We start from the raw sequence: 23,242 nt of genomic DNA on the forward strand, positions 1-23,242 counted from the left end.
CTTGCCGCCGCCGCGCACGCCAAACTCCGCCCGCGTCCCGCGGGTCGGGCCGGCCCGGCGGTCGGAACGCGGTGCGGCCGGCGGTCAGGTCGCGGTATGGCCGGCGCGGGTGGAGCCGGTCCGCTCGGCGGCGCGGCGCTGCGGGCGGTCGGTGTCGCCGCCGCACAACTCGTCGCTCAACTTGTTGACCAGCGCGGCCAGTTCGGAGTGCTGTCGAGGGTCCCAGTCGCCGAGCAGTCCGGCCAGGACGCTGCGTCTGGCCTCGGTCAGCCGGCCGGCGAGCGCCTGCCCGCTCTCGGTGAGCACCAGCGGGTTGCCCTCCCTGCGGGCGTAGCCGAGGGACTCCGCCTCGACCGCGGCGGACTCGATGACCGCCGACGGCACGGTGCTCCGCTCGCCCAGCTCCACCGGATCGGTCCGGCCGGCGTGGGCGAGCTTCAACAGCAGCCAGCTGGTGGCCGGATGGACGTCCACGCCGGACAGCACGGTGATCCGGGTGTAGAGGTCGCGCCGGGCCTCGCGGCTCCCCAGCAGCGACAGGCAGCGGGCGATCTCGTCGAGCGAGGAGCGCTCCACCGGATTCGCGACGTAGGTCTCGTTGGCGTCCGGCACCGTCACCGAGCCGCGCAGCGGCTGCTCCTTGAGGAACCAGGCCAGGACGAAGCCGACCGCCGCGACCGGCACAGCCCACAGGAAGACCGTGGTGATCGAGGTCGAGAAGGCGTGCCGCACCGGCTCCTTGACCGCCTCCGGCAGCCGGGCCACCGCGGTGGGGTCGGAGCGCAGCTCTGCGGGGTCGACGCCGGGCGGCAGCTTGAGGCCGCGCAGCGCGGAACCGAGCTTGTCCGAAAGCTGGTTGGCGAAGACCGTGCCGAAGATGGACACACCGAAGGACGCGCCGATGGACCGGAAGAAGGTGGTGCCCGAGGTGGCCGAGCCCAGGTCCTCGTAGCCGACCGAGTTCTGCACCGCGAGGATCAGCACCTGCATCACCAGGCCGAGACCGAGGCCGAAGACCAGGAAGAACACGCTCATCACCCACACCGCGGTGTGCTCGTCGAGCTGGTGCAGCAGGATCAGGCCCACGATGGTGACGGCGGTGCCGGTGATCGGGAACACCTTGTAGTGCCCGGTGCGGCTGACGATCTGCCCGGAGGCGGTCGAGGAGATCAGCAGGCCGACGACCATCGGGATCATGTGGACGCCGGAGAGCGTCGGCGAGTAGCCGTGCACGATCTGCAGGAACGTCGGGAGGTAGGTGAGCGCGCCGAACATCGCGAAGCCGATGATGAAGGACATCCCGGCGCACAGCACGAAGGTGCGGCCGCGGAACAGCCGCGGCGGCAGCACCGGCTCCTGGACCCGCCGCTCGATCAGCACGAACGCCAGGACCAGCAGCACCCCGGCGACGGCGAGGCCGACGATGCCCGGCGAGGACCACGCCCAGGTCGTGCCGCCGAGCGAGGTGACCAGCACCAGGCAGGTCGCGGCCGCTGCGACGGTCGCCATCCCGAGGTAGTCGATGCGGTGCTCGGTCCTGCGCGCAGGGATGTGCAGCACGGCGGCGATGACGGCGAGCGCGACGGCGCCGATCGGCAGGTTGATGTAGAACACCCAGCGCCAGGAGAGCTGTTCGGTGAAGACCCCGCCGAGCAGCGGCCCGAGCACGCTGCTCGCGCCGAACACCGCGCCGAACACGCCCTGGTAGCGGCCGCGTTCGCGGGGCGGCACGATGTCGCCGACGATCGCCATGGACAGCGCGATCAACCCCCCGCCGCCTAGGCCCTGGAGCGCCCGGAAGGCGATCAGCTCGGCCATGTTCTGGGCGATGCCGCACAGCGCGGAGCCGATCAGGAAGATCACGATGACGGTCTGGAAGAGCCGCTTCCTGCCGTACATGTCGCCGAGCTTGCCCCACAGCGGGGTGGCCGCGGTGGAGGCCAGCAGATAGGCGGTGACCACCCACGACAGATGGTCGATGCCGCCCAGGTCGCTGACGATGGTCGGCAGCGCCGTGGAGACGATGGTCTGGTCGAGCGAGGCCAGCAGCAGCCCGAGCGCGAGCGCGCCGATGGCGAGGCGCACCGTCCGCCGGTCGTGCTGCCCGCCCGGTCCCGCGGCGGCCGGCCCCGCGGCGGTGCTGGTGTCCTGGGCCATGAGCGGCTCCTCCCGTGTCGGCCGGTCCCGGGTGCGTCCCGCGGCCCGCTCCCAGGGTGTGCGGGCGGGCCATGTCGACATTCGACCCTTCATATTCCCATCGTTTGTACGGTTATGGCCTGGTATGAGCGACGGTCCGTGGGGGGACCGGCTGTGCGCGGGCAAGAGGTGTCGGCATAATCACCACGATCTGATGAACGTGCGAACGCCCAAGCGGAGGACATCCGCGGGCGCGCGGGGGACGGGGACGACGGCGGGAGGGGAATCCAGTGACGCCGGAGCAGCCGGAGGAGCAGGCGCGGCCGAGCATGCCGCCCGTACCGCGGGACGCCCCGGCGTCCGGGCCCGCGGCGCCGGGCCATGACCCGTTCGAGCCGTACCACCCCTACGAGCCGTACGGCAGCGCGGAGGACGGCGGCGAGGTCAGGGCGGCCGAGCGGTCCGCCGAGCGCGCCGCCGACCTGGCCGCGGCCGAGGGCTTCCACCCGCTGCGCATCCGCCCCTACGTCTCCGAGCCGGGCGCCGGGTCCGCGGAGACCACCGTGCGGCCGCTGCTCGTCGGCACCGTCGTCGGCCACGGACCCGACACCGCCGACCTCGGCCTGTTCTCCGAGCGCTACGCCGGCCGGGAGTACCCCCAGGACCACGACGGCGGCCACCCCGGCTACGACGACCGGGACCCGTACGGCGACGAGGCCGGCGAGGACGCGCAGGCGGTGCTGCGCGGCAGGCACCGGCGGCGCAGGCGCGGCTTCGTGGTGGCCGCGGCGGCCGTCGCGGCCTCCGCACTGGCCGCCGGCGCGGTCGCGATGACCGGCCAGGTGATGAGCGACGAGCAGGGCAGCACCGGCTACGCGCTGCCCGACACCGGCTCCGCCGCCCCCGACGTGACGCTGCCCGCGGACGCCGAGCCCGCCACCGCCACGACCGCCGCGGCGGTCACCCAGCGCGCCGCCACCACCCCCAGGACCGTCCCGGCCGCCGTCTCCGCCTCCCCGGCGCCCTCCACCGGCGCGCCGCGCTCCCCCGGGACCACGCAGTCGCCCGCCGCGGCGCCCACCGCCACCGCCACGCCAGCGGCCACCGCCACCGCCACCGCCACCACGCCGGGCCCGACGCCGACGCCCCCGGCCGCCACGACGCCCTCCGGCGGGAACGCCCCCGCCACGGCGCAGATACTCCAACTGGGCGACACCGGTTCCTCCGTCGCCGACCTCCAGACCCGACTGGCCGAGGTGTGGGTCTACCACGGCCCCATCGACGGCGTCTTCGACGCGGACGTCCAGCGCGCGGTGGCGACCTTCCAGGTCTGGTACTGGGTGAGCGACGCGGCCGACGGCAGCCACGACGGCGTCTACGGGCCGCACACCCGCGCCGCCCTGGAGCGGCAGACCTCCGGCTGGGGCGGACACCAGCACTGAGCCGCTGCCGCGGTTTGGTTGACTGGACGGGTGTCACCGCACCGGCCCAGCGCCCGCCCCGAGGAGCCCTTCGGGCCCGCCCACTTCCAGCTGGTCCTGCTCCGCCGCATGGCCGACCACCAGCCCGACCTGGTCGACGACGCGCTGCGCCGCCTCGGCGCCGGCCACACGGACCTGCGCGAGGCGCACAAGCGCTGGCAGGCCCGTGTGCACTCCCGCACCTTCCCCGGCGGTGAACGCCGCTACCGGCTGGCGCTCGGCGCACCCGAGTCCGTCACCGCGCGCCGCATCGGCGACCTCGACTGCCGCGTGCTGCGCTGGCCGCTGCCGCTCTGGCCCGACCTCCGCTTCGAGATCGTCACCGCGGCGACGGGCGGCGCGGTCTGGAACGAGTGGCTCGTACGGGCCGGGGGCGCGCCGGTGGCCGCGCCCCGCACGATCGACGAGCTGCTGCCGTGGTCGTGCACGGTGGACGAGGTGGCCCGCGCGTTTCCGCCTGCGGCGGCGCTCCCCGCCGACGCGCCGAGCCGCGCGCGGCTCGCCGTGACCGACCCGGCGAGTGGCGCGCGGGTCACCGCGCACTTCACGTGGGGGCTCCTGCAGTACGTGTCCTAGGCGGGGCCGCCGGTCCCCCCGACCACCCCGCCGGACACCGACCCCGCACACCCGGGACCGGCACCGGCACCGGCCCACCGGCCCAGGGCGCGGGAAGCCGCACGGAGAACAACGGGTGAACACCGGGACCCCGGCTGGCGCGACCCGGAAAACTTTTGTACCGTACAGAAACAAAGTGGTTCCGCCCGCTTCCCCTGACCGGCGGGCGGAGCCACCGCGTAGACCGTGACCCCCGCGAGGAGCCCACCACGATGCCGACCGTCCTCCATGCCAAGGCCCTGCTGCTCGACATGGACGGCACCCTCGTGAACAGCGACGCGGTCGTCGAGCGCTGCTGGCGGCGGTGGGCCGTCCGCCAGGGCCTGGAACCGGCCGAGGTGCTGCGGGTCGTGCACGGCCGGCAGGGCCACGCCACGATGGCCGCGCTGCTGCCCGACCGCCCGATGGCGGTGAACTTCGCCGAGAACGCCACGATGCTCGCGGAGGAGACCGCGGACACGGACGGCGTCGTGCCGGTCGACGGCGCCCCCGCCTTCCTCGCCGCGCTGGCGCGGCACCCGCACGCCCTGGTGACCTCGGCGAGCGAGGAGCTGGCCAGGACCAGGATGGCAGCCACCGCGCTGCCGCTGCCGCCCGTGCTGGTCACCGCCGAGCGGGTGAGCGCGAGCAAGCCGGACCCGGAGGGCTTCCTCAAGGGCGCCGCCGAGCTGGGGTTCGCGCCCGAGGACTGCGTGGTCTTCGAGGACGCCGAGGTCGGCATCGCGGCGGCGAAGGCCGCCGGGATGCGGGTGGTCGGCGTCGGCCCGCGCGCCGCCGCGCACGCACCGACCGTGCACGTCGCCAGCCTGGCGGCGATACGCGTCGAGGCCGCCCCGGAGGGCGGCCTCGTCGTGACCGCGGGCTGACACCCGCGACGGTTCAGCCGGCGATCGCCTCGTAGAGGCTGAACCCGGCCAGCACGATCATCGCCGCGGCGGCGACCCGGGTGATGAGCCGCAGCGGCACCCGCTTCATCAGCATGCGGCCGCCGAAGACGCCCAGCGCCCCGACGGCCCACAGGCCGAGGACCGCGCCGATCCCGACGGACACCGGGTCGTCGTAGCGGGCGGCGAGGTTCGCGGTCATGATCTGGGTGAGGTCGCCGAACTCCGCGACCAGGATGAGCATGAAGCCCGCGCCGAAGACCTTCCAGAAGCTCTGGTCGGCGGGGTCGCGGACCTTCTCCTCCTCCTCGTCGTGGGAGCGCAGCAGCACCACCGCGCCGCCGAGGAAGAGCACGCCCACCACCGCCTGGACCAGGCGGTGCGGGAGCAGGGTCAGCAGGCTGCCGGCGGCGATGGCGAGCGCCACATGGACGACGAAGGCCGCGGCGACGCCGCAGAAGACGTACGAGGCGCGGTAGCGGGTGCCCAGGACGAGGCCGGCGAGCGCGGTCTTGTCGGGCAGCTCTGCGAGGAATATGACGCCGAACACCACGGCGGCGACGGAGAGGCTGAGCACGGAGACGGGTCCTTGATCGGTCGGGCCGCCGGGCCGTGGGAAACCGCAGGAACAGGGGTCGCCTCGGCACGGCAGCGTCGGAACACTGCGGCCGAAGGTCTCGCTGGCGCGTGCGTCGCCGCACCGCCTCCGGGCGCCGGCCCGGCACGTCCACACGTGGACGGCCCGGCAGTATGTCGACGGTCCGGCGAAGAGCTACTCCCCTTCTGCTGCCGATCAGTCTACGGCACCCTCGCGGCGCCGTTCCGGGCGGCCCGTGGAGGTGGTCGTCGCGCCGGGCCGGGCAGCGGGGCGTGCCGCGCCGGTGAAGCACCTGTGAGGATGGTCGCGAAAAGGTCGCGGCGCCGGCCGCCGGCCCCCCGGCGGCCGCCACGCCACGCGCCCTGGCGTGCGGAAACTGTCATGCACCGGCTTCACCCGAAGTATTCCCGTCGTAACAGTGACGTGATTGTCTCTTACGTCACGCACCCGCGACGGAACCGGCGGGCGCTACTGGCGTACGCTGTACGGCTGACGGCGGTTGAAGATCCGCTGCCGCACCGCCCCACCCCCTGAGCACCGGGAACGCTCGCACAGGGCCGCACGCAGGACCGGCACGGACCGCAGAAACCACCCCCCGGACGACCGGCGGAGAGCGAGGAGGCGAAGTGCTGCAAGGACTGGGCTCCCTCTTCGACTGGCCGTGGATCTACGCGCTGGTGTCGCTGTCGGTCCTGCTCGACGTCTTCGTGCCGGTACTGCCCAGCGGCGTGCTGGTGATCAGCGCGGCCACCGCGGGCTCCGCGGGCGCGGCCGGTGACGACGTCGTCGACATCCTCGCCCTGCTGGCCTGCGCGGCGGGCGCGTCCTGCCTCGGCGACCTGATCGCCTACCGGCTGGCGTTCCGCAGCGGCGACTGGTTCGACCGCAGGATGGCGAACTCGCGGCGGCTGTCGACCGCGCACGAACGGCTCGGCCAGGTGCTGACCAGCGGCGGCGGCGCGCTCGTGGTGCTGGCCCGCTTCGCGCCCGCCGGGCGCAGCGTGGTGAGCCTCGGCGCGGGGGCCGCCCGGCGGCGGCCGCAGGAGTTCCTGCCGTGGTCGGCGCTGGCCGGCGTCTGCTGGGCGACGTACAGCGTGGGCCTGGGCTGGATCGGCGGCAAGTGGCTCGGGGCCAGCTGGTTCGGCACCGCGATGTCCTTCGGAGCGCTGGTCGGGGCGGGCGCCTTCGCGGCGTACGTCTTCCAGCGCGAGCGCCGGCTCGCGCTCGCGGCGACCTACGCGGCCGCGGCGGTGGAGCTGACCATCCCCGTCATCCCGGCCGTCCCGGCGGTCCCCGCCGCGCCCGCCATCCCCGGCCAGACGGCTCCCTCCGACCGCGGCGCGGTCGTCGAGGCCCTCTGAGGGCTCAGGGCCGTCAAGGCTCCCGGCCGACCGACTCCTCGGCCGTCAACTCTTCTTGACCGTCGCTTCGGGCCGCAGCGCGCTGAGGTGCGGGTCATGCCTCCCGCCCGGCGCACTAACCAGGATTTCGGAAAGTATTCTCACTCGTTCCGGCAATAGCGTGCACTCTGTGTAACCGACAGAATCGGGGCCGTATCACCCTCTTACCGGAAGGACAGCCCATGTCGGTTGATGCGGGTCAGGACTCCGCACCCAACGCCGCGCAGGACGGGCAGGCGCGCACCAGTCTCGACACGGCCGCCGCGAGGAATCTGGCGACCACCACCAAGTCCGCACCGCAGATGCAGGGCATCTCCTCCCGGTGGCTGCTCAAGGTGCTGCCCTGGGTGCAGGTCAACGCGGGCACCTACCGCGTCAACCGCCGGCTCAGTTACGCCGTCGGGGACGGACGGGTGACCTTCGTGAAGACGGGGTCCGAGGTCCGGGTCATCCCCCAGGAGCTCGGCGAGATCGCCGCGCTGCGCTCCTTCGACGACGCGGGCGCGCTGACCGCGCTGGCGGACCGCTTCGTCCAGCGCGAGTTCGACGCGGGCGAGGTCATCGCGGAGGTCGGCGACCCCGCCGACACCGTCTACCTGGTCGCGCACGGCAAGATCGAGAAACTGGGCGAGGGCCCGTACGGCGAGCCCACCCGGCTCGGGGTGCTCGCCGACGGCGACCACTTCGGCGAGCAGGCCCTGCTCTCCGGCGACGACACCTGGGAGTACACCGCGAAGGCCGCCACCGCGGCGACGGTCCTGGCGCTCCCGCGCACCGCGCTGGAATCGCTGCTCGGCGTCTCCGAGCCGCTGCGCGAACACCTGGAGGCGGTGCGGACGCTGCCCCGCCAGCGGGCCAACAAGCGCGGCGAGGCGAACATCGAACTCGCCTCAGGCCACAGGGGCGAGGCCGCCCTGCCGGGCACCTTCGTGGACTACGAGGTCAGGCCGCGCGAGTACGAACTGAGCGTGGCCCAGACGGTGCTGCGCGTGCACAGCCGGGTCGCCGACCTCTACAACGAGCCGATGAACCAGACCGAGCAGCAGCTCAAGCTCACCGTCGAGGCGCTGCGCGAGCGCCAGGAGCACGAGCTGATCAACAACCCGGAGTTCGGGCTGCTGAACAACGCGGAGTACGAGCAGCGCATCCAGCCGCACGCCGGGCCGCCGCTGCCGGACGACCTGGACGAGCTGATCAGCCGCCGCAGGGGCACCCGCTACCTGCTGGCCCACCCCAAGACCATCGCGGCGATCGCCCGCGAGTGGACCAGGGCCGGGATCTACCCCGACCCCGTCGAGGTGCACGGCTCCACGGTGCCGGCCTGGCGCGGGGTGCCGATCCTCAGCTGCGGCAAGATCCCGATCTCGCCCGCCAGGACCAGCTCGATCATCGCCATCCGTACCGGCGAGGACAACCAGGGCGTCATCGGCCTCAACCAGACCGGCCTGCCCGACGAGTACGAGCCGGGGCTCAACGTCCGCTTCATGGGCGTCGACGAGAAGGCGGTCATCAGCTACCTGGTGAGCACCTACTTCTCCGCCGCGGTGCTGGTGCCCGACGCGCTGGGCGTGCTGGAGAACGTGAACGTGTCCAACTGGCACTGACCTCCGCCTCCGCGTGACGCGGAGGTGAAGCGGCCCCCCTGCCGTGCCGGGCAGGGGGGCCGCCGTCATGAGCCGCGCCGGGCGACACAGCTAGAGCAGCTGGCGGAACACGTCGGTGGAGACGGTCAGTCCGCCGCCGAAGGGGGCGTCCAGGTCCCAGATCAGGAACAGCAGGAACGCGATCAGCGCGCTGAACAGCCCGGCCAGCAGCAACTCCTTGGGCGACCTGCGGATCTGCAGGGTGAAGATCAGCCCGACGGTCACCAGCGCGCCCGTGACGAGCCCGAACCACACCACCCCCGGCATGGTCGCGCCCGCGCTCTGCCCGCGCTCCACCCGCGCCTGGTCGGCGGCCGCGACCGCGTCGACCACCGGCTGGTACGCCTGCGCCGCGAGATCCGTCTTCGGCGTGAACTGCGTGACATCGGTGCGCACTTGGTCGAGGAGCACGGTCCCCTGCGGCGCCAGCTCGCCGTGCTTGCGCATGTACGGCCACTCGTGGTCCGCCACGAAGCGCGCGTACGCGTCCACGTCCGCGCGCACCTTGTCCCGTACGTCCACCGGGTAGACCTGCACCCGCTCCTGCACCTCGTGCAGCGCCTGCGCCTCGGCCACCGTGTCCGCCTGCGCGGACCCCATGCCCTCCCAGACTCCGGCGATCGCCAGCCCCAGCACGATCGCGTAGACCACCCCGATCATCATGACCATGTACTCGATGACGTCCGGCGTCTCCGACGGATCGTCGTCCTCGGCGATCCTCCGGTGTCTGAGCACCACCACGCTGACCACCACAGCGCCGACCGCGGCCATCGCGATCAGCAGAGCCAACCACTGCGACATCTGTGAACTCCCCCTGTCCTGTTAGCGGTTCCTGCGAGCCGTGCTGGAGCCCGGCCGCAGCACGGCGACGGCGAGCAGCGCGGGCACGGTGGTCAGCAGCATCGTGACGGTGAGCGCGCGCCGGTGCGGCGCGGGCGGCCCGCTGCCCTTCGGCTTGTGCGCGGGCCAGTGCAGCGCGACGGGCGCGACCGTCGCCGGAGGCGGCGTCGGACTGGGCCGCACCACCGGCGGCGGAGCCGGCGTGGGCGTGGGCCGCACGACCGGCGGCGCCGGCACGGGCACCGGCCGCAGCACGGGCGGCGGCGGAGCCGGTGCCGCCTTCGGCGGCGGCGTGGGCGTGGGCGTGGGCGTGTGCGTCGGACTCGGCGTAGGTGTGGGTGTGGGTGTGGGTGTCGGGGTCGGTGTGGGTGTCGGGGTCGGTGTAGGCGTGGGCGTCGGCGTGGGCGTGGGCGTCGGGCATGTGCACGGCCACGGATGGTGCCGATGCCAGGGCCACTCCCCCCGACACCACCGATGCCAGCCCGGCGGCGCGTGCCCGTGCCCGTGCCCCGGTGGCGTGTCGCCGTGGCTTGGCGGCCTGTGCCCGTGCCCCGGCGGGGCGTCCCCGCCGGACGGCGGAGCGCTGCCGTGGCCCGGAGCGTGGCCGCCGTGCGGCGGCCTCCCGGCGTGACCGGGCGGCGCGCTCGGCGGCCCTGAGGGCTCACCGCCCGCGCTCGGCGGCGTACTGCCGACACCTCCGGGCGGGCTCGGCGGCCCGGAGGGCTCGCCACCGGCGCCGGGCAGCGGATGGCCGCCGCCGGACGGCGTGCTCTCGGGCCCCGGCGAGCTGCCGCCGCTCGGCGACGTGTCGCGGCGGCCCGGCGGCCCGGAGCCGCGGGCGTGGTCGGCGGCGCAGGCGCCGCCTGGAGACGGTTGGTGCGACGGGCAGCGGGCCCGGGCAGCGGCGGCAGCCGGTGCGTCGAGCCCCCAGGAACCCGTCGCGAGGACGATGACGATCAGCGCGGCCCAGGTCGGGGCGCGCTTCCCCCACGAAGTGCTCACCCGGTCATCGTCGGCAGCGCCGACCCACCCCATTCGGAGCAGCGACCCCGTTCCCTCGAACGGAGCAATACCCAGCCAAACCACCGTTCGTATGATCGATGATGCGTCGGCGGACGCGGCGCCGATCCGAGCGCCCCGGGGTACGGCGAAGCCCCGCCGGAAAGGCTCGGGCGGGGCTTGGGGCTGGGGTGGGCGTGGACGGTTTCGAACCGCCGACATCCGCCTTGTAAGGGCGGCGCTCTACCGCTGAGCTACACGCCCCGGGAGTTGCGACGTCACAGGGTACCTTGCCACGGGGGCTGGTCAGCAACCGTCCGCGGGGTGGGAGGATGGACAGCAACGGGCTGGAACAGGGCCGCGACAGGGTCGGGACAGGGTCGGCGGCGGAACGCGGGGAGAGAGTGTCACGGTGACGACGGCACGTTCGTGGTGGCGGCGCGGCGACGACAATCTGCGCGCCGAGGCACAGGCCGCCAAGGACGCGGCCGCACAGGCGTTCTACGAGCTGGACACCGCGCAGCGCGACCTGGAGATCTCCATCGAGACGATCGCCGCGGTCGACGACTCCCCCGAGGCGCGCCGCGCCCTCGGCTCCTTCCGGGCGCTGGGCGAGCGGATCGACCAGGTCAGCGCGGCGTACATCGCCACCGTCGACGCCCATGACATCGACCGCGACGAACTGGACCACACCGCCGCCTCCCGCGCCCGCGCCGAGCTGACCCGGGCCAAGGACGAGCTGGTGAACGTCAAAGGGGAGCTGGAGCGCTTCCAGTCCTCGCTGACCCCGCTGCTCGGCAAGGCCGAGACGCAGCTCGCGCGGCTCGCGCCGGCCCGTGAGCGCGCCAAGCAGTCGCTGCTCGCGGCGAGCAACGCGCTGGACGCGGCCCGCGCCGCCGGGCTGAAGGCGGACGACCTCGCCGCCCGGCTGGCCGCGCTCGCCCCCGAGCTGACCCGGCTGAACGAGGGCGCGAGCAAGCACGGCGTCCAGCAGACCGTGCAGCGCGCCGACGAGATGCGCCGCGAGGCGGAGGCGGTCAGGGCCGAGGCGGAGCGGCTGCCGGAGCGCGCCCAGGAGATCGACAAGCGGCTGGTGTCGCTGCGCACCCGGGTCCAGGCGCTGGGCACCCGGGCGGAGGGCGTCACGCCGGTGCTGAGCGAGCTGCGCCGCGGTTTCTCCGCGGCGTGCTGGCAGGACCTCCAGCAGGTGCCCGAGCAGGCCGCGCAGGCGGTACGGCAGGCGGAGAGCGCGCTCGCCGAGGCCCGCGCGGCCCGGGACGGGCAGCGCTGGGCGGACGCGACCGCCCGGCTGGCGACGGTGCGCGCGCTGATGGACGACGTGGACGGCGCGGTGGGCGCGGCGGGCGACCGGCTGCGGCGGCTGAAGGAGGTCCGCAAGGATCCGAAGGCGGAGGTCGAGAAGACCCGCTTCGTGATCAGGGACGCCCAGCGGCTTGCCATGCAGGGACGTACGACGCCGGAGCCGCGGCACGCCCGCCCGCTGGACGAGGCGGTGGCCCGGCTGGACAGCGCGCTGGCCGGCCTCGAAGGCCGCCACCCGGACTACTGGGCGTTCCTCACCGAGACCGCGGCGGTGCGCGAGACCGCGAACCGCGTCGTGGCGAACATCAGGGAAGAGCGCGCCCAGGGCCGCTGACGCCGGCCCCGGGCAGTGGCCTCGCCGCGGCCTCGGCTCAGCTGCAGCAGCCGCCTCCGCAGCAGCCGCCACCGCCACCGCCGCCCGAGGGCGCGGGGGCCGGGGCGGAGCTGCCGACCGCGACGGTGGAGAGCAGCTTCACCGTGTCGTCGTGGCCCTGCGGGCACGGCGCGGGGGCATCGGACTGGGACATCGGGCGGCGCATCTCGAAGGTGGTGCCGCACGCCTTGCAGCGGTACTCGTAACGGGGCATGGCCCCAGCGTATCGGCAGCCCGTCCCGGCGCCCGGCGAAACCCGTCACCCGACGGCAGCGGACGTCAGTAGACGTCCCTGACGTAGCGCCGCTCGGCGGCCAGCTGCTTGACGTACGCCGCCGCCGCGTCCTGCCCGAGCCCGCCGTGCGCCATGGCGATGTCCCGCAGCGCGCCGTCGACGTCCTTGGCCATCCGGGACGCGTCGCCGCAGACGTAGACGTGGGCGCCGCCGGCGAGCCAGGACCACAGCAGCGGGCCGTGCTCGCGCATCCGGTCCTGGACGTAGACCTTCGCCCGCTGGTCGCGGGAGAAGGCGGTGTCCAGCCGGGTGAGCACGCCCTGGTCGAGGAGGGCGGTCAGCTCCTCGCGGTAGTAGAAGTCGGTCGCGCGGTGCTGCTCGCCGAAGAAGAGCCAGTTCGGGCCGGGGTGGCCCTGCGCGCGGCGCTCGTCGAGGAAGCCGAGGAAGGGGGCGATCCCGGTGCCGGGGCCGATCATGACCATGGGCGTGGCGGGGTCTGCGGGCGGCCTGAAGTGCCGGGTGCGCCGGAGGTGGACCGGCACCGCCGTGCCCAGGTCGGCGTCGGCGAGGAACGGCGAGCACACGCCGGCCCGCGGCCGGCCGTCCGGGCTCTCGTAGCGGACCACCGACACCGTGAGCGAGACCAGGTGGGGGTCGCCGAGCGGGCTGGAGGAGATCGAGTACAGCCGCGGCTGGAGCGCGGGCAGCACCTCGGTCCAGCCGGCCGCGCAGCCCGCGACGGGGTACGCGGTGATCACGTCGACCGCCTGCCGGCCCCAGGACCAGCGCGCCAGCTCGTCCGTGTTGTCCGGCCGCAGCAGCTTGCGCAGGAACCGGTCGTGGTTGCGCTCGGCCACGAAGCGCAGCAGGCCGGGTGTGATCCGGGTGATGTCGAGGTGGCGGTGGAGCGCCTCGTGGAACGGCACCTCGCCGACGCCGCGCACCGGTACCGGCGCCTGCGGGTCGATGCCGGTGGCGGCCAGCCATTCGGCCACCAGGGAGGCGGAGTTGACCGGGTGCACGGCCAGCGCGTCGCCCGCGCCGTAGCTGAACGGGACCTCGCTGTCCCGAGTGTCGAAGGTGAAGCGGCGGACCTCCTTGGCCGCGCCGGGCAGGCTCAGCAGGCGGTTGCCGACGAGCCGCGCGGTGGCCCGGGCGCGGGTCGGCGCGGCGGCCGCCGGGCCCGCGAGCCGGGTCGGGACCCGACTCGGGCGCTGGGCGTCCGGCTGCGCCGGCGGAACGGCCTGCGCCACGGGCTCCGCCCCCGCGCCGGTCCCGGGTACGGCCTCCGGCTCCCGGCCGAGCGCGGCGAGCACCAGGTCCAGCCACTGCGCGGCGGCGTCCGCCGCGTCGGGCTCGCAGTCGGTGCGCGGGGCCAGCCGGACCGCGCCCAGTGCGGCGAGCCGTTCGTCCACGCGGCGGCCGTGGCCGCAGAAGTCGGCGTAGGAGGAGTCGCCGAGCGCGAGGACCGCGTACCTGACCCGGTCGAGCCGGGGCGCGTCGGCGGCGGCGAGCGCGGTCCAGAAGGCGTCGCCGTTGTCGGGCGCGTCGCCGTCGCCGAACGTGCTGGTGACCACGAGCAGGTCGGCGTCGGGCGGCAGCAGGTCCGGCGTGATGTCGTCCATCGCGACGAGGGAGGCGCGGTGGCCGCCGGCGGTCAGCTTCTGCGTGGCGACGCCCGCGAACTCCTCGGCGTTGCCGGTCTGCGAGGCCCACAGGACGAGGATCTGCCGCGCGGGAGCGGGGGCGGGCGCCGGGGCGGCCGCGGTGAGCGCGGGCGGCTCCTCGGTGCGCGAGTACATGCCCGCCAGCACGCCGTTGACCCACAGCGCGTGCTCCGCGCTGAAGGGCGCGCTCGCCGGGAGCACCGGCACCCCGCGCAGCCCGGGTTCGAGGCCGGCCAGGAAGCCGGCGAGGTAGCGCCGTTCGTGCTCGGCCAGCCGCGGCGGCGCGGGAGCCGGGTCAAGCCCGAAGACCGCGGCCCCCGCGCCCCCCGTCGCACCCGCCGCCGCACCCGCGCCCGCGCCCGCACCGGCCAGGACCGGAGTCCCGGCCGGGTCGGCCCCGGCGGGCGCGGGCAGCACCACCACCCCGGTCGGTACGGCGGCGGCGCTCCCCGCGGACCGGTCCTGCCGCGCGCCCGGCGCCGGCCCGGCGGCCTCCCGCCGCGTCTCCTCGGCGGCGCCGACCCGCGTCAGCGCGACCGCGCACACCTTGAACTCGGGCTGGAACGACACCGGGTCGACCGCGTCGCTGGTGACCGCGTTGACGCTGAACTCCTCGCCGAAGAGGTCGCTCCAGTGGAAGGGCGCGAAGCAGCAGCCGGGGCGTACCCGGTCGGTGAGGACGGCGGGCAGCACCGCGCGGCCGCGCCGGGAGGCGACCGCCACCCGGTCGCCCTCGCCGATGCCGAGCGCGGCGGCGTCCCCGGGGTGGAGCTCAAGGAAGGGGCCGGGGTTGAGCTTGTTCAGCTTGGCGACGCGGCCGGTCTTGGTCAGGGTGTGCCACTGGTGCTGCACCCGGCCGGTGTTGAGGACGTAGGGGAAGTCGTCGTCGGGCATCTCGGCGGGCGGCACGTGCGGCCGGGCGTGGAAGACCGCGCGCCCGTGCGGGGTGGGGAAGCGCAGTGCGCCGTCCTCGGTGCGGTAGCGGATCGGGTTGCGCTCCGGGCCGTCCGGCGCGGCCGGCCACTGCACGGGTCCCTCGCGCAGCCGCTGGTACGACACGCCGCTCAGGTCGTAGCCGGTGGCGGGGTTCGCGGCCTGCCGGATCTCCTCGAAGACGTCCTCGGGCCCGGCGTAGTCGAAGGCGGCTCCGTAGCCCATGGCGCGGGCCATGTCGGCGATGATCCGCCAGTCGGGCAGCGCCTCGCCCGGCGGCTCGACGGCCTTGCGGGCGAGGGTGACGCCGCGTTCGCTGTTGACCAGGACGCCGTCGCCCTCGGTCCACAGCGCGCCCGGCAGCACCACGTCGGCGTGCGCGTTGGTCTCGGTGGCGGCGAACGCGTCCTGGGTGATGACGAGTTCGGCGGCGGCCAGCGCCTCGACGACGGTGCCGCGGTTGGCCACCGACGCGACCGGGTTGGTGCAGATGATCCAGCAGGCGCGGATCTCGCCGCCGGCCATCCGGCGGAAGAGGTCGACGGTGCCGCGGCCGGAGCCGTCCTCGCGTATCGCGCCGGCCGGCAGCCCCCAGAGCCGCTCGGTGAACGCGCGGTCCCCCTCGGCCAGTACGGACCGCTGACCGGGCAACCCCGGTCCCATGTAGCCCATCTCGCGGCCGCCCATGGCGTTGGGCTGGCCGGTGAGCGAGAACGGGCCGCTGCCGGGGCGGCAGATCGCGCCGGTGGCCAGGTGCAGGTTGATCAGCGCGTTGGTGTTCCAGGTGCCGTGCGTCGACTGGTTGAGGCCCATCGTCCAGCAGCTGGTCCACTCGGCGGCCTCGCCGATCATGCGGGCCGCGGCGCGGATGCCGGCCTCGGGCAGGCCGGTGACCGCGGCGACGGCGTCCGGCGGGTAGTCGGCGAGGAAACCGGGCATCGCCTCCCAGCCCTCGGTGTGCCGCGCGATGAAGTCCTCGTCGGTGCGGCCCTCGGCGTGCAGCAGGTGCAACAGGCCGTTGAGCAGGGCGAGATCGGTGCCGGGGCGAATCTGCAGGAAGAGGTCGGCCCGCTCCGCGGTCGCGGTGCGCCGCGGGTCGACGACGATGAGCTTCGCGCCCGCCTTCACCCGGTCCATCATGCGCAGGAACAGGATCGGGTGGCAGTCCGCCATGTTGGAGCCGATGACCAGGAAGACGTCGGCGCTGTCCAGGTCGTCGTAGGAGCCGGGCGGGCCGTCCGCGCCGAGCGACAGCTTGTAGCCGCTGCCCGCGCTGGCCATGCACAGGCGGGAGTTGGACTCGATCTGGTGGGTGCCGATAAAGCCCTTCGCGAGCTTGTTCGCCAGGTACTGGGCCTCCAGGCCGAGTTGGCCCGACACGTAGAGCGCCACGGCGTCCGGGCCGTGTTCGTCGACGATCGCGCGCAGCCGGCGCCCGGTGGCGGCGATGGTCTCGGCGACGGGGGCCGGTTCTGCCGGGGCGCCGCGCTCCGCCCTGACCAGCGCGGTGGTCAGCCGGCCGGGCGCGGCGAGCATGTCGGCGGTGGTGGCGCCCTTGGTGCAGAGCCGGCCGCGGTTGGCGGGGTGGTCGCGGTCGCCGGACGCCTTGAGCACGGCGGGTCGGCCGTCGGGCCCCGGTCCCACGTCGAGGACCAGGCCGCAGCCGACACCGCAGTACGAGCAGACCGTGCGTACCCGGGTGGTCGTGGTCACGAGCGGCCCCCTGTGTCGTTGCGGCGGCGGTGATCTCGTCGGGAGGTCGTCTCGTGAGGTGATGGTCCCGGTCCGACGGCTCCGACAGTACGGAGGCGCCGTTACGCGGCCGTCACGCCGGCCCGGCGGCAGGGGTTAAGCGGCGCACACACCGCGCGGCGGGCCGGTGTGAGGAGCGGGTGCGCGCCGCCCGCGGGGAGGGGTCCCGCGGGCGGCCGGTACGCCTTCTGACGTCGCATGCCGGGAGCGTAACCCGCGGGCCCGGCGGGGCCGCAGCGCCCGCGGCGGTCTCCGTCAGGTCCCCGGGCCTGGCTACCTGCGGCGGGCCAGGGTGAGGCCGTCCGCGACGGTGAGCAGCACGTGGTCGACGCGGTCGTCGGCGTCCACGTGCGCGTTGAACGCGCGGATCGCCGCCGCGCCGCCGCCGGCCGCCGGGTCGGTGACCTCGCCGTGGAAGAGGGTGTTGTCGGCGATCAGCAGACCGCCGGGGCGCAGCCGCGGCACCAGCTCCTCCCAGTAGTCGACGTAGCCGCCCTTGTCGGCGTCGAGGAAGGCCAGGTCGAGCCACCGGTCCTCGGGCAGCGCCCGCAGCGTCTCCAGCGCCGGCGCGATCCGCAGGTCGATCCGGTCCGCGACGCCGGCCTCGGCCCAGGCGCGGCGGCCGACGGCGGTCCACTCCTCGGAGACGTCGCAGGCGATGATCCGGCCGTCCTCGGGCAGCGCAAGCGCCATGGACAGGGTGGAGAAGCCGGTGAAGGTGCCGACCTCCACGATCTGCCGCGCGCCGGTCAGGGTGACCAGGAAGGACAGCAGCGGCCCCTGCTCCTGCGCCGTCTGGAGCCCCGCGGCGTCGGGCAGCGCGCGGTGGGTGGTCTCGACCAGGTTCCGCTGGGCGGGGCCGAGCGGCGGGTTGTGATCGAGGACGTACTGGTACAGCTCGGGCGTGAGCTGCGGGTTCTTCGTCTCGTACAAGGGTCCACTCCCGGGTCGGGCGTTTAGGGTGACGAGATGCTCGTCGATGACGCGGTCGCCTTGGTGCCCAGCATTCCAGGCCGCAGAGTGCTGCTGGGGGTGGCGGGCGCGCCCGCGGCGGGGAAGTCCACGCTGGCGCGGAAGCTGGTGGCCGGGGTCCTGGAGCGGCTCGGCCCGGACACCGCGGCGTACGTCCCGATGGACGGCTTCCACCTGTCGAACGCGCAGCTGGACCGGCTCGGCCTGCGCGGCCGCAAGGGAGCGCCGGAGACCTTCGACGTGGACGGCTACGTGCAGCTGCTGCGGCGGCTGCGGACCGACCGCGAACGGCCCGTCTACGCGCCGGACTTCGACCGCCGGCTGGACGAGCCGGTGGCGGCGGGCCTGGTGGTGCCGCCCGCCGCGCGCCTCATCCTCACCGAGGGCAACTACCTGGCGGACGACGGCCCCGGCTGGGCCGAGGTCCGCGACCTGCTCGACGACCTCTGGTACGTGGACGCGCCCCTCGCGCTGCGCGAGCACCGGCTGCTGCGGCGGCACGTCCGCGGTGGCCGCACCGAGTCCGAGGCGCGGGCCTTCATCGCCGCGAGCGAGCGCCCCAACGCCAGCCGCGTCGAACGCACCCGCGCCCACTGCACCCGCATCCTCGTCCCCACCCCCGACGACACCTGGACCGACGCCCCCTAGCCCCCGCAAGGGAACGCGGGGAACTGCGCGACCAGCCACCACGCACCCGCCACCCCGCGACGCACCCGCGCCGCCGGCCGCACCCGCCCCCCGGCGGAGCCGCTACGCCGGGATGCCGTCCGCGGACGTCCGCACCAGCATGCGCCGCAGGATCTCCTCCCCGGCCGCCACGCCCCCCGCGCCGAGCGCGCTGACGTGCGGCGCGGTCCAGCCGGTGTCGGCGAGTTCGCCGTGGCCGGGGGTCCAGCCGGCGTCCGCGGCGAGCAGCAGGTCGACGTCGAGCAGGGAGTCCCCCGCCGCCAGGACCTGCTCGACGCCGGTCCTGCGGACCACCTCGGCGAGCGCCGCGCTCTTGCTGAGCGGCCTGGGCACCGCGTAGATCTTGCGGCCCTGCAGGGACACCGTCCAGCCGCGCGGCTCCGCCCACTCCGCGAGGTTCTTGACCCAGCCCTCGGGGAGCCGCTCGCGGTCGACGACGAGGTAGGCGAAGAGGTCCTCGGCGACGCGTTCCTTGCGCAGCCACTCGGGGTCCGCGGTGGCCGCGAGGTGCGCGCGGATCTCCTCCAGCGGCGCCGAGCCGTCCTCGAGACGGCGGCGCATCTCGACGTTCCAGTCGTGGTCGGTGCGGCCGTCCACCAGCAGGTGGCCGCCGTTCGCGCAGATCGCGTAGCGCGGCTGGCGGCACGGCAGGCTGATCCTGCGGTACTGCTTGCGCGTCCTGGTGGTGGTCGGCACGAACCGCACCGTGTCGGCGAGTTCGACCAGCAGCCGGCCGGCCGTCTCGGTCATGTACGACAGCGGCCTGGCCTCGTGCACCTCGACGCACAGCAGCCGCGGCGCGTGCTCGTCGGGCATGGTCAGCGCGAGCGCGGCGGTGGAGTAGATGAGGGTGCGGTCCAGGTCGCTGGCGACCAGCGTGCGGCTCATCGCGGCCAGGGGCTTCGAGGGGCGGGTCACGGCGCGGTCACCGCCGTGCCCGCGGCGCCGGTCGCGCCGCGCGTGTAGCGGGGGTGGATCAGGCCGACGCAGGAGTACGGCAGCCCGTCGACCTCCTCGACGGGCACCCCGCGCTGCTCGGCGAGCAGCCGCACGTGGTCCAGGTCCGCGCCCGCGCCGCGCTGGGCGAGGATCTTCCAGGGGACGCGGCGCAGCAGCACCCGGGTGGTCTCGCCGACGCCGGGCTTGACCAGGTTGACGTCGCCGATGCCGTACTCCTCGCTGATCCGCTCGACCGCGGCCCAGCCCTCCCAGGTCGGCGAACGGTCCTGCGCCTGCAGCGCCTTGACGTCCTCGCGCACCCCCCGGTTGGCCTGCGCGAACGCGTCGGTGACGGTGTCGAGGAAGACCCCGGACAGGTCGGCGGACTTCAGGTCGCGGTAGAACTTCGCGCCGTGGAAGTCGTCGGGGCCGATCAGTCCCTCGCGCAGCACGGTGCGCGAGATGAGGCCGGAGACGGTGGAGTTGAGGCACGCGGAGGGGATCAGGAAGTCGTCGCGGGTGCCGTAGGTGGAGACGCAGCCGCCGGGGTCGGCGAGCACCGCGATCTCCGGGTCGAAGCCGGGGAAGTCCGCGACGGCCTCGGCCAGTTCGCGGGTGATCGCGCCCTTGCCGGTCCAGCCGTCGACGAACATCACGGCGGTGGGGTCGTGGTGGGCGGCGAGCCAGCGCAGCGCGTTGCGGTCGATGCCGCGGCCGCGGACGATCGACACCGCGTAGTGCGGCAGGTCCAGGCCGTGCGCGTGCCGCGCCCAGCGGCGCATGAGGACGCCGACCGGGGTGCCGGCCCTGGCCAGGGAGACCAGGACGGCGTCGGGCCCGCGGTCGGCCAGCACGAGTTCGGTGACCGTGCCGACCGCGCGGGCGACGCGCTCCGCGGAGGCGCGCAGGGCGCTGTGGAACAGCTCCTGGTAGGCGGCGCTCGGCTGGTACTCCACCGGCAGCGACTCGGCGTAGTGCGCGCCGCCGTGCTGGATGGCCTCCTCGCGCTCCTCGGTGGGCGCCTCCAGTTCGACCTCGGAGAGGTCCTTCAGCAGCCAGCCCACCTCCTCGGCCTCGTAGGAGGAGAAGTCGGGTCCGCGCAGCGGCTCGCTCATGCTCGGGGGGAGCCCTTTCGTTCGGGGTCGGTACGAGGGGACGGCGGCGAGCAGCACGGCCGGCGTGTGCGCGGCGAGCGCGGCGAGCAGGCCGCCGGCCGCGTGCAGCGCGGGGGTGTCGCCCGCGGAGTCCACGACGCACACGACGGCGTCGAAGCCGGCCCCGGCCACGTTGTACGCGTAGCGGTCGGCGGAGCCCCCGTCGGCCGGCTCGTCGTGCGCCGCGAAGAGGATCGCGCTGCGGATCGCGTAGCCGGGCTCGTCAACGGCCAGCACCGGCGACCGCGTGGTGGTCGAGAACCTCACCTCGGGCCTGCGGCCCGCGCCGTCGACGGCCTCGCCCGCGCCGGCCGGGGACAGGTCCGCCGCAGCTCGCGCGTCCAGGGCCGCCTGGAGCGCCTGGGCCAGCCGCAGCGGCGCGTACATCAGCTCCTCGTTGCCGAGGACGAGAACGCGCCGGGCGCCGGCCGGCACCGCGGCGGCGAGCCGCGCGGCCATGGCGGGCAGCGCCGCCTCCAGCCGCTGCCGGTGCTCCGGCCGGAATCCGTGCCGGCCGCCGTCCGGCAGGCCCTCGGGCCAGCCGAGGTCCACCCGCACCGCCGGGGCGGCGCCGTCCGGGCCGGCCGCCGGGCCGGCGGGGGCGGCCGCGGCCTCCTGGGCCGCGACGAGCGCCTGGCCCGCGGCCAGCACCCCGTCCGGCAGCGACACCGTGCCGGTGGCGAGCGCGACGACGTCGACGCGCGCGCCCAGCTCCGCGGCGAAGGCGTCGAGCCGGGCGCGGTCGGCGGCCGAGCGCATGTCGGTCAGCGCGACCACCGTGTAGCGCTCGCGCGGGGCGCGGGCGTGCAGGTCGCGGAGGGTGTTGAGGACGGTGGTGCCGGTGGAGAACTCGTCGTCGACCAGTACCAGCGGGCCGGTCCCGGTCAGCAGCGCCGGGTCCTCGGGCAGCAGCAGGTGCCCGGTGGCGTGGCTGTGCTCCTCCTGAAAGCCGCCGCCGGGCGCCACCCCGGGCACCTCGCGGCGGGTGGAGTGCAGGTACGGCACCGCGCCGACGCCGTCGGCGACCGTGTGGCCGAGTCCGGTGGCGGTCTCCGCGTAGCCGAGGACCACCGCGCGGTCGGCGTCGGGGCCGAGCAGCTCGCGGACGCGCAGGCCCAGCGCGTGCCCGGCGTCGTAGACGACGTCGGGCCGCTGCGGGACGTGCTTGCCCAGCACGTGGGACACCAGCAGGTGCGCCCGCTTGGGGTTGCGCCGCAGCGCGAGGCCCAGCAGTTCGTGCAGGCCGCCGGGGCCGTCCTGGCCGTCGCCGTGCAGGGCGACGCCCAGGCGGTCGGCGACCCACTGGCCGGACCAGGGCGCTTTCGTTGCCATAGGGCGGTGTTTCCTTCGTCGGAGCGTGTCGGGCGGTACGGGGGTGCGGCCCGGTGCCGGCGTCAGCCGTCAGCCGGAGTGATCAGGACTGCGGGAGGCTGGCGGCGAGCAGCTCCACGAAGCCGATCTCCTCGCGGGCGACGCCGAAGACCTCCGCGCGCCGCATGGTCCGCTCGGCCCAGGCGCGGTGCGGTTTCACCTCGTTCATCTTGTTGGTGTAGGACGACCGCAGGACCCCGCCGCCGCTGCGGTCCTCGTGCAGGATGTCCCCGGCGTCGCAGAACTCCTCGTGCGTGACGACGCTCAGCGCGTGCACGACCGGCACATGGGTGGGGTGGATGCAGGTCTTGCCCTGCAGGCCGTTCGCCCGGTCCAGCTCGATCTCGCGGAGCAGGCCGTCCATGTCGCGTTCGATCAGCGCGTCGCGCAGGTCCTCGGCCTCGGGGGTGAAGGGGCTGCGCCGCAGTTGCGGTTTGAACATCCGCTCGTGGTGGCGGAAGTACTCCCACACCGGGCCGGTGACGGTGAAGCCGCTGCCGTCGGCGCGGCCGAGGACGTTGACCACGTCGGCGATCACCGAGGCGACGATCTGCACGTCGTACGCGGTCATCGCGGGGGCCCGGCGCAGCCCGTAGGAGGAGCAGAAGTCGGTGACGCCCAGGCGCAGAGCGAGCACCCGGTCGCGGTACTTGTCGACGGTGCGCGATATGCCGTAGAGCGTCTCGACCCGGCTCTCCAGGTGCATCAGCGTGGGCGACTCCAGCACCGGCATGGCGAAAAGCCGCCGTCCGGACGCCGCCTCGGCGCGGCTGAGGGCCTCCAGGAAGGGGACGCCGCTCTCCTCGGTGAATTTGGGAAGTACGAATCCGGACAGCAGCCGGACGGTGGCGCCGAGACGCTGGACGAGGTCGGTGATCTGGGCGGGCGTGCGGACCCTGACGAAGAGCAGCGGGAGCCCGTGCGCGGACTCCGGGCGCCCGGCGAGATCGGCGAACTGGCGGACCAGATTCGCCTCACCTGCGACGACGTCGCGATCGTCGATGGAGTCCTCCAGGCACAGCACCATGGAGACCACGCCGCGGCTCGCCTGCTTGATCACGTCGTCGGCGAGCAGCGGGCGGGTGGCCGGGCTGTACAGGGTGGCACCGAGGGCGGTTGCGAGCGTGTGGGCGGCCGAGTCGGCAGTGAATTCCTGCGGCTCGCGGTGGAAGAGTTCACTTCTGGTACCAGAAGTGAGATGTCCGAAGTGTCGCATACGCCCCCTTTCGGGTCAGTGATC

17 protein-coding genes and 1 tRNA gene are annotated in these 23,242 nt (G+C 74.5%); 7 read left to right on the plus strand and 11 right to left on the minus strand.

Translation table 11 applies throughout. The features are described 5' to 3' along the window. Positions 1-84: 84 nt before the first annotated feature. A complete protein-coding gene (locus V2S66_RS17365; protein WP_330796425.1) occupies positions 85-2,157 on the minus strand; it encodes an MFS transporter in 2,073 nt (690 codons plus the stop codon). A gap of 269 nt (positions 2,158-2,426) precedes the next feature. Here V2S66_RS17365 and V2S66_RS17370 point away from each other — a divergent pair, with 269 nt between their 5' ends. The 3 genes from V2S66_RS17370 (at position 2,427) to V2S66_RS17380 (ending at position 5,098) form a co-directional block, all read left to right on the plus strand. Then, positions 2,427-3,578 (plus strand): peptidoglycan-binding domain-containing protein, encoded by a 1,152-nt coding sequence (locus tag V2S66_RS17370; protein WP_330796427.1) that lies wholly within the window; start codon positions 2,427-2,429, stop codon positions 3,576-3,578. Positions 3,579-3,686: 108 nt separating this feature from the next. Continuing rightward, positions 3,687-4,193 carry a hypothetical protein gene (locus V2S66_RS17375; protein ID WP_330796484.1) on the plus strand — a complete coding sequence of 169 codons (507 nt, stop codon included), beginning with the start codon at positions 3,687-3,689 and terminating at the stop codon, positions 4,191-4,193. Between the two features lie 251 nt (positions 4,194-4,444). Then, positions 4,445-5,098, plus strand: coding sequence for an HAD-IA family hydrolase (locus tag V2S66_RS17380; RefSeq protein ID WP_330796429.1), 654 nt, complete (start codon positions 4,445-4,447; stop codon positions 5,096-5,098). A gap of 13 nt (positions 5,099-5,111) precedes the next feature. On the opposite strand, the gene V2S66_RS17385 is transcribed toward V2S66_RS17380, so the two are convergent. Then, entirely contained in the window at positions 5,112-5,693 is a 582-nt protein-coding gene (locus V2S66_RS17385) for a TMEM165/GDT1 family protein (RefSeq protein ID WP_330796430.1), read from the minus strand. Positions 5,694-6,340: 647 nt separating this feature from the next. On the opposite strand from V2S66_RS17385, the gene V2S66_RS17390 reads away from it, so the two are divergent. Next, positions 6,341-7,075, plus strand: coding sequence for a DedA family protein (locus V2S66_RS17390; RefSeq protein ID WP_330796432.1), 735 nt, complete (start codon positions 6,341-6,343; stop codon positions 7,073-7,075). Positions 7,076-7,296: 221 nt separating this feature from the next. After that, positions 7,297-8,718: a family 2B encapsulin nanocompartment shell protein gene (locus V2S66_RS17395; protein WP_330796434.1), complete on the plus strand. Its 1,422-nt coding sequence runs from the start codon at positions 7,297-7,299 to the stop codon at positions 8,716-8,718. Between the two features lie 90 nt (positions 8,719-8,808). Here V2S66_RS17395 and V2S66_RS17400 read toward each other — a convergent pair whose 3' ends face one another. The 3 genes from V2S66_RS17400 to V2S66_RS17410 form a co-directional block, all read right to left on the minus strand. Beyond that, a complete protein-coding gene (locus V2S66_RS17400) occupies positions 8,809-9,558 on the minus strand; it encodes a bestrophin-like domain (protein WP_330796436.1) in 750 nt (249 codons plus the stop codon). Between the two features lie 21 nt (positions 9,559-9,579). Next, positions 9,580-9,780, minus strand: coding sequence for a hypothetical protein (locus V2S66_RS17405; protein ID WP_330796437.1), 201 nt, complete (start codon positions 9,778-9,780; stop codon positions 9,580-9,582). A gap of 1,008 nt (positions 9,781-10,788) precedes the next feature. Then, positions 10,789-10,860 (minus strand) — tRNA-Val (locus tag V2S66_RS17410). A 148-nt stretch (positions 10,861-11,008) separates the two neighbouring features. On the opposite strand from V2S66_RS17410, the gene V2S66_RS17415 reads away from it, so the two are divergent. Beyond that, on the plus strand, positions 11,009-12,253 hold the full coding sequence (locus V2S66_RS17415) for a coiled-coil domain-containing protein (RefSeq protein WP_330796439.1): 1,245 nt from the start codon (positions 11,009-11,011) through the stop codon (positions 12,251-12,253). A gap of 37 nt (positions 12,254-12,290) precedes the next feature. On the opposite strand, the gene V2S66_RS17420 is transcribed toward V2S66_RS17415, so the two are convergent. The 3 genes from V2S66_RS17420 to V2S66_RS17430 all read right to left on the minus strand — a co-directional run bounded on the left by V2S66_RS17420 (position 12,291) and on the right by V2S66_RS17430 (position 17,812). Beyond that, positions 12,291-12,506, minus strand: coding sequence for an FmdB family zinc ribbon protein (locus V2S66_RS17420; RefSeq protein ID WP_330796441.1), 216 nt, complete (start codon positions 12,504-12,506; stop codon positions 12,291-12,293). Between the two features lie 65 nt (positions 12,507-12,571). Then, positions 12,572-16,840 (minus strand): bifunctional nitrate reductase/sulfite reductase flavoprotein subunit alpha, encoded by a 4,269-nt coding sequence (locus V2S66_RS17425; RefSeq protein WP_330796443.1) that lies wholly within the window; start codon positions 16,838-16,840, stop codon positions 12,572-12,574. 312 nt (positions 16,841-17,152) lie between these two features. Further along, positions 17,153-17,812, minus strand: coding sequence for an O-methyltransferase (locus tag V2S66_RS17430; RefSeq protein WP_330796445.1), 660 nt, complete (start codon positions 17,810-17,812; stop codon positions 17,153-17,155). 36 nt (positions 17,813-17,848) lie between these two features. Here V2S66_RS17430 and V2S66_RS17435 point away from each other — a divergent pair, with 36 nt between their 5' ends. After that, positions 17,849-18,499 (plus strand): nucleoside/nucleotide kinase family protein, encoded by a 651-nt coding sequence (locus V2S66_RS17435; RefSeq protein WP_330796447.1) that lies wholly within the window; start codon positions 17,849-17,851, stop codon positions 18,497-18,499. Positions 18,500-18,601: 102 nt separating this feature from the next. Here the strand turns inward: V2S66_RS17435 and V2S66_RS17440 are convergent, their stop codons facing one another. The 3 genes from V2S66_RS17440 to V2S66_RS17450 form a co-directional block, all read right to left on the minus strand. After that, positions 18,602-19,426, minus strand: coding sequence for an HAD family hydrolase (locus V2S66_RS17440; RefSeq protein ID WP_330796449.1), 825 nt, complete (start codon positions 19,424-19,426; stop codon positions 18,602-18,604). Positions 19,427-19,452: 26 nt separating this feature from the next. Continuing rightward, positions 19,453-21,963, minus strand: coding sequence for a phosphoribosyltransferase (locus V2S66_RS17445; RefSeq protein ID WP_330796451.1), 2,511 nt, complete (start codon positions 21,961-21,963; stop codon positions 19,453-19,455). An 82-nt stretch (positions 21,964-22,045) separates the two neighbouring features. Then, complete coding sequence (locus V2S66_RS17450; RefSeq protein WP_330796453.1) at positions 22,046-23,218, minus strand: HpcH/HpaI aldolase/citrate lyase family protein; 1,173 nt, start codon at positions 23,216-23,218, stop codon at positions 22,046-22,048. Positions 23,219-23,242 lie beyond the last annotated feature (24 nt).

Source organism: Actinacidiphila polyblastidii (assembly GCF_036353415.1).
GTDB lineage: Bacteria > Actinomycetota > Actinomycetes > Streptomycetales > Streptomycetaceae > Actinacidiphila > Actinacidiphila polyblastidii.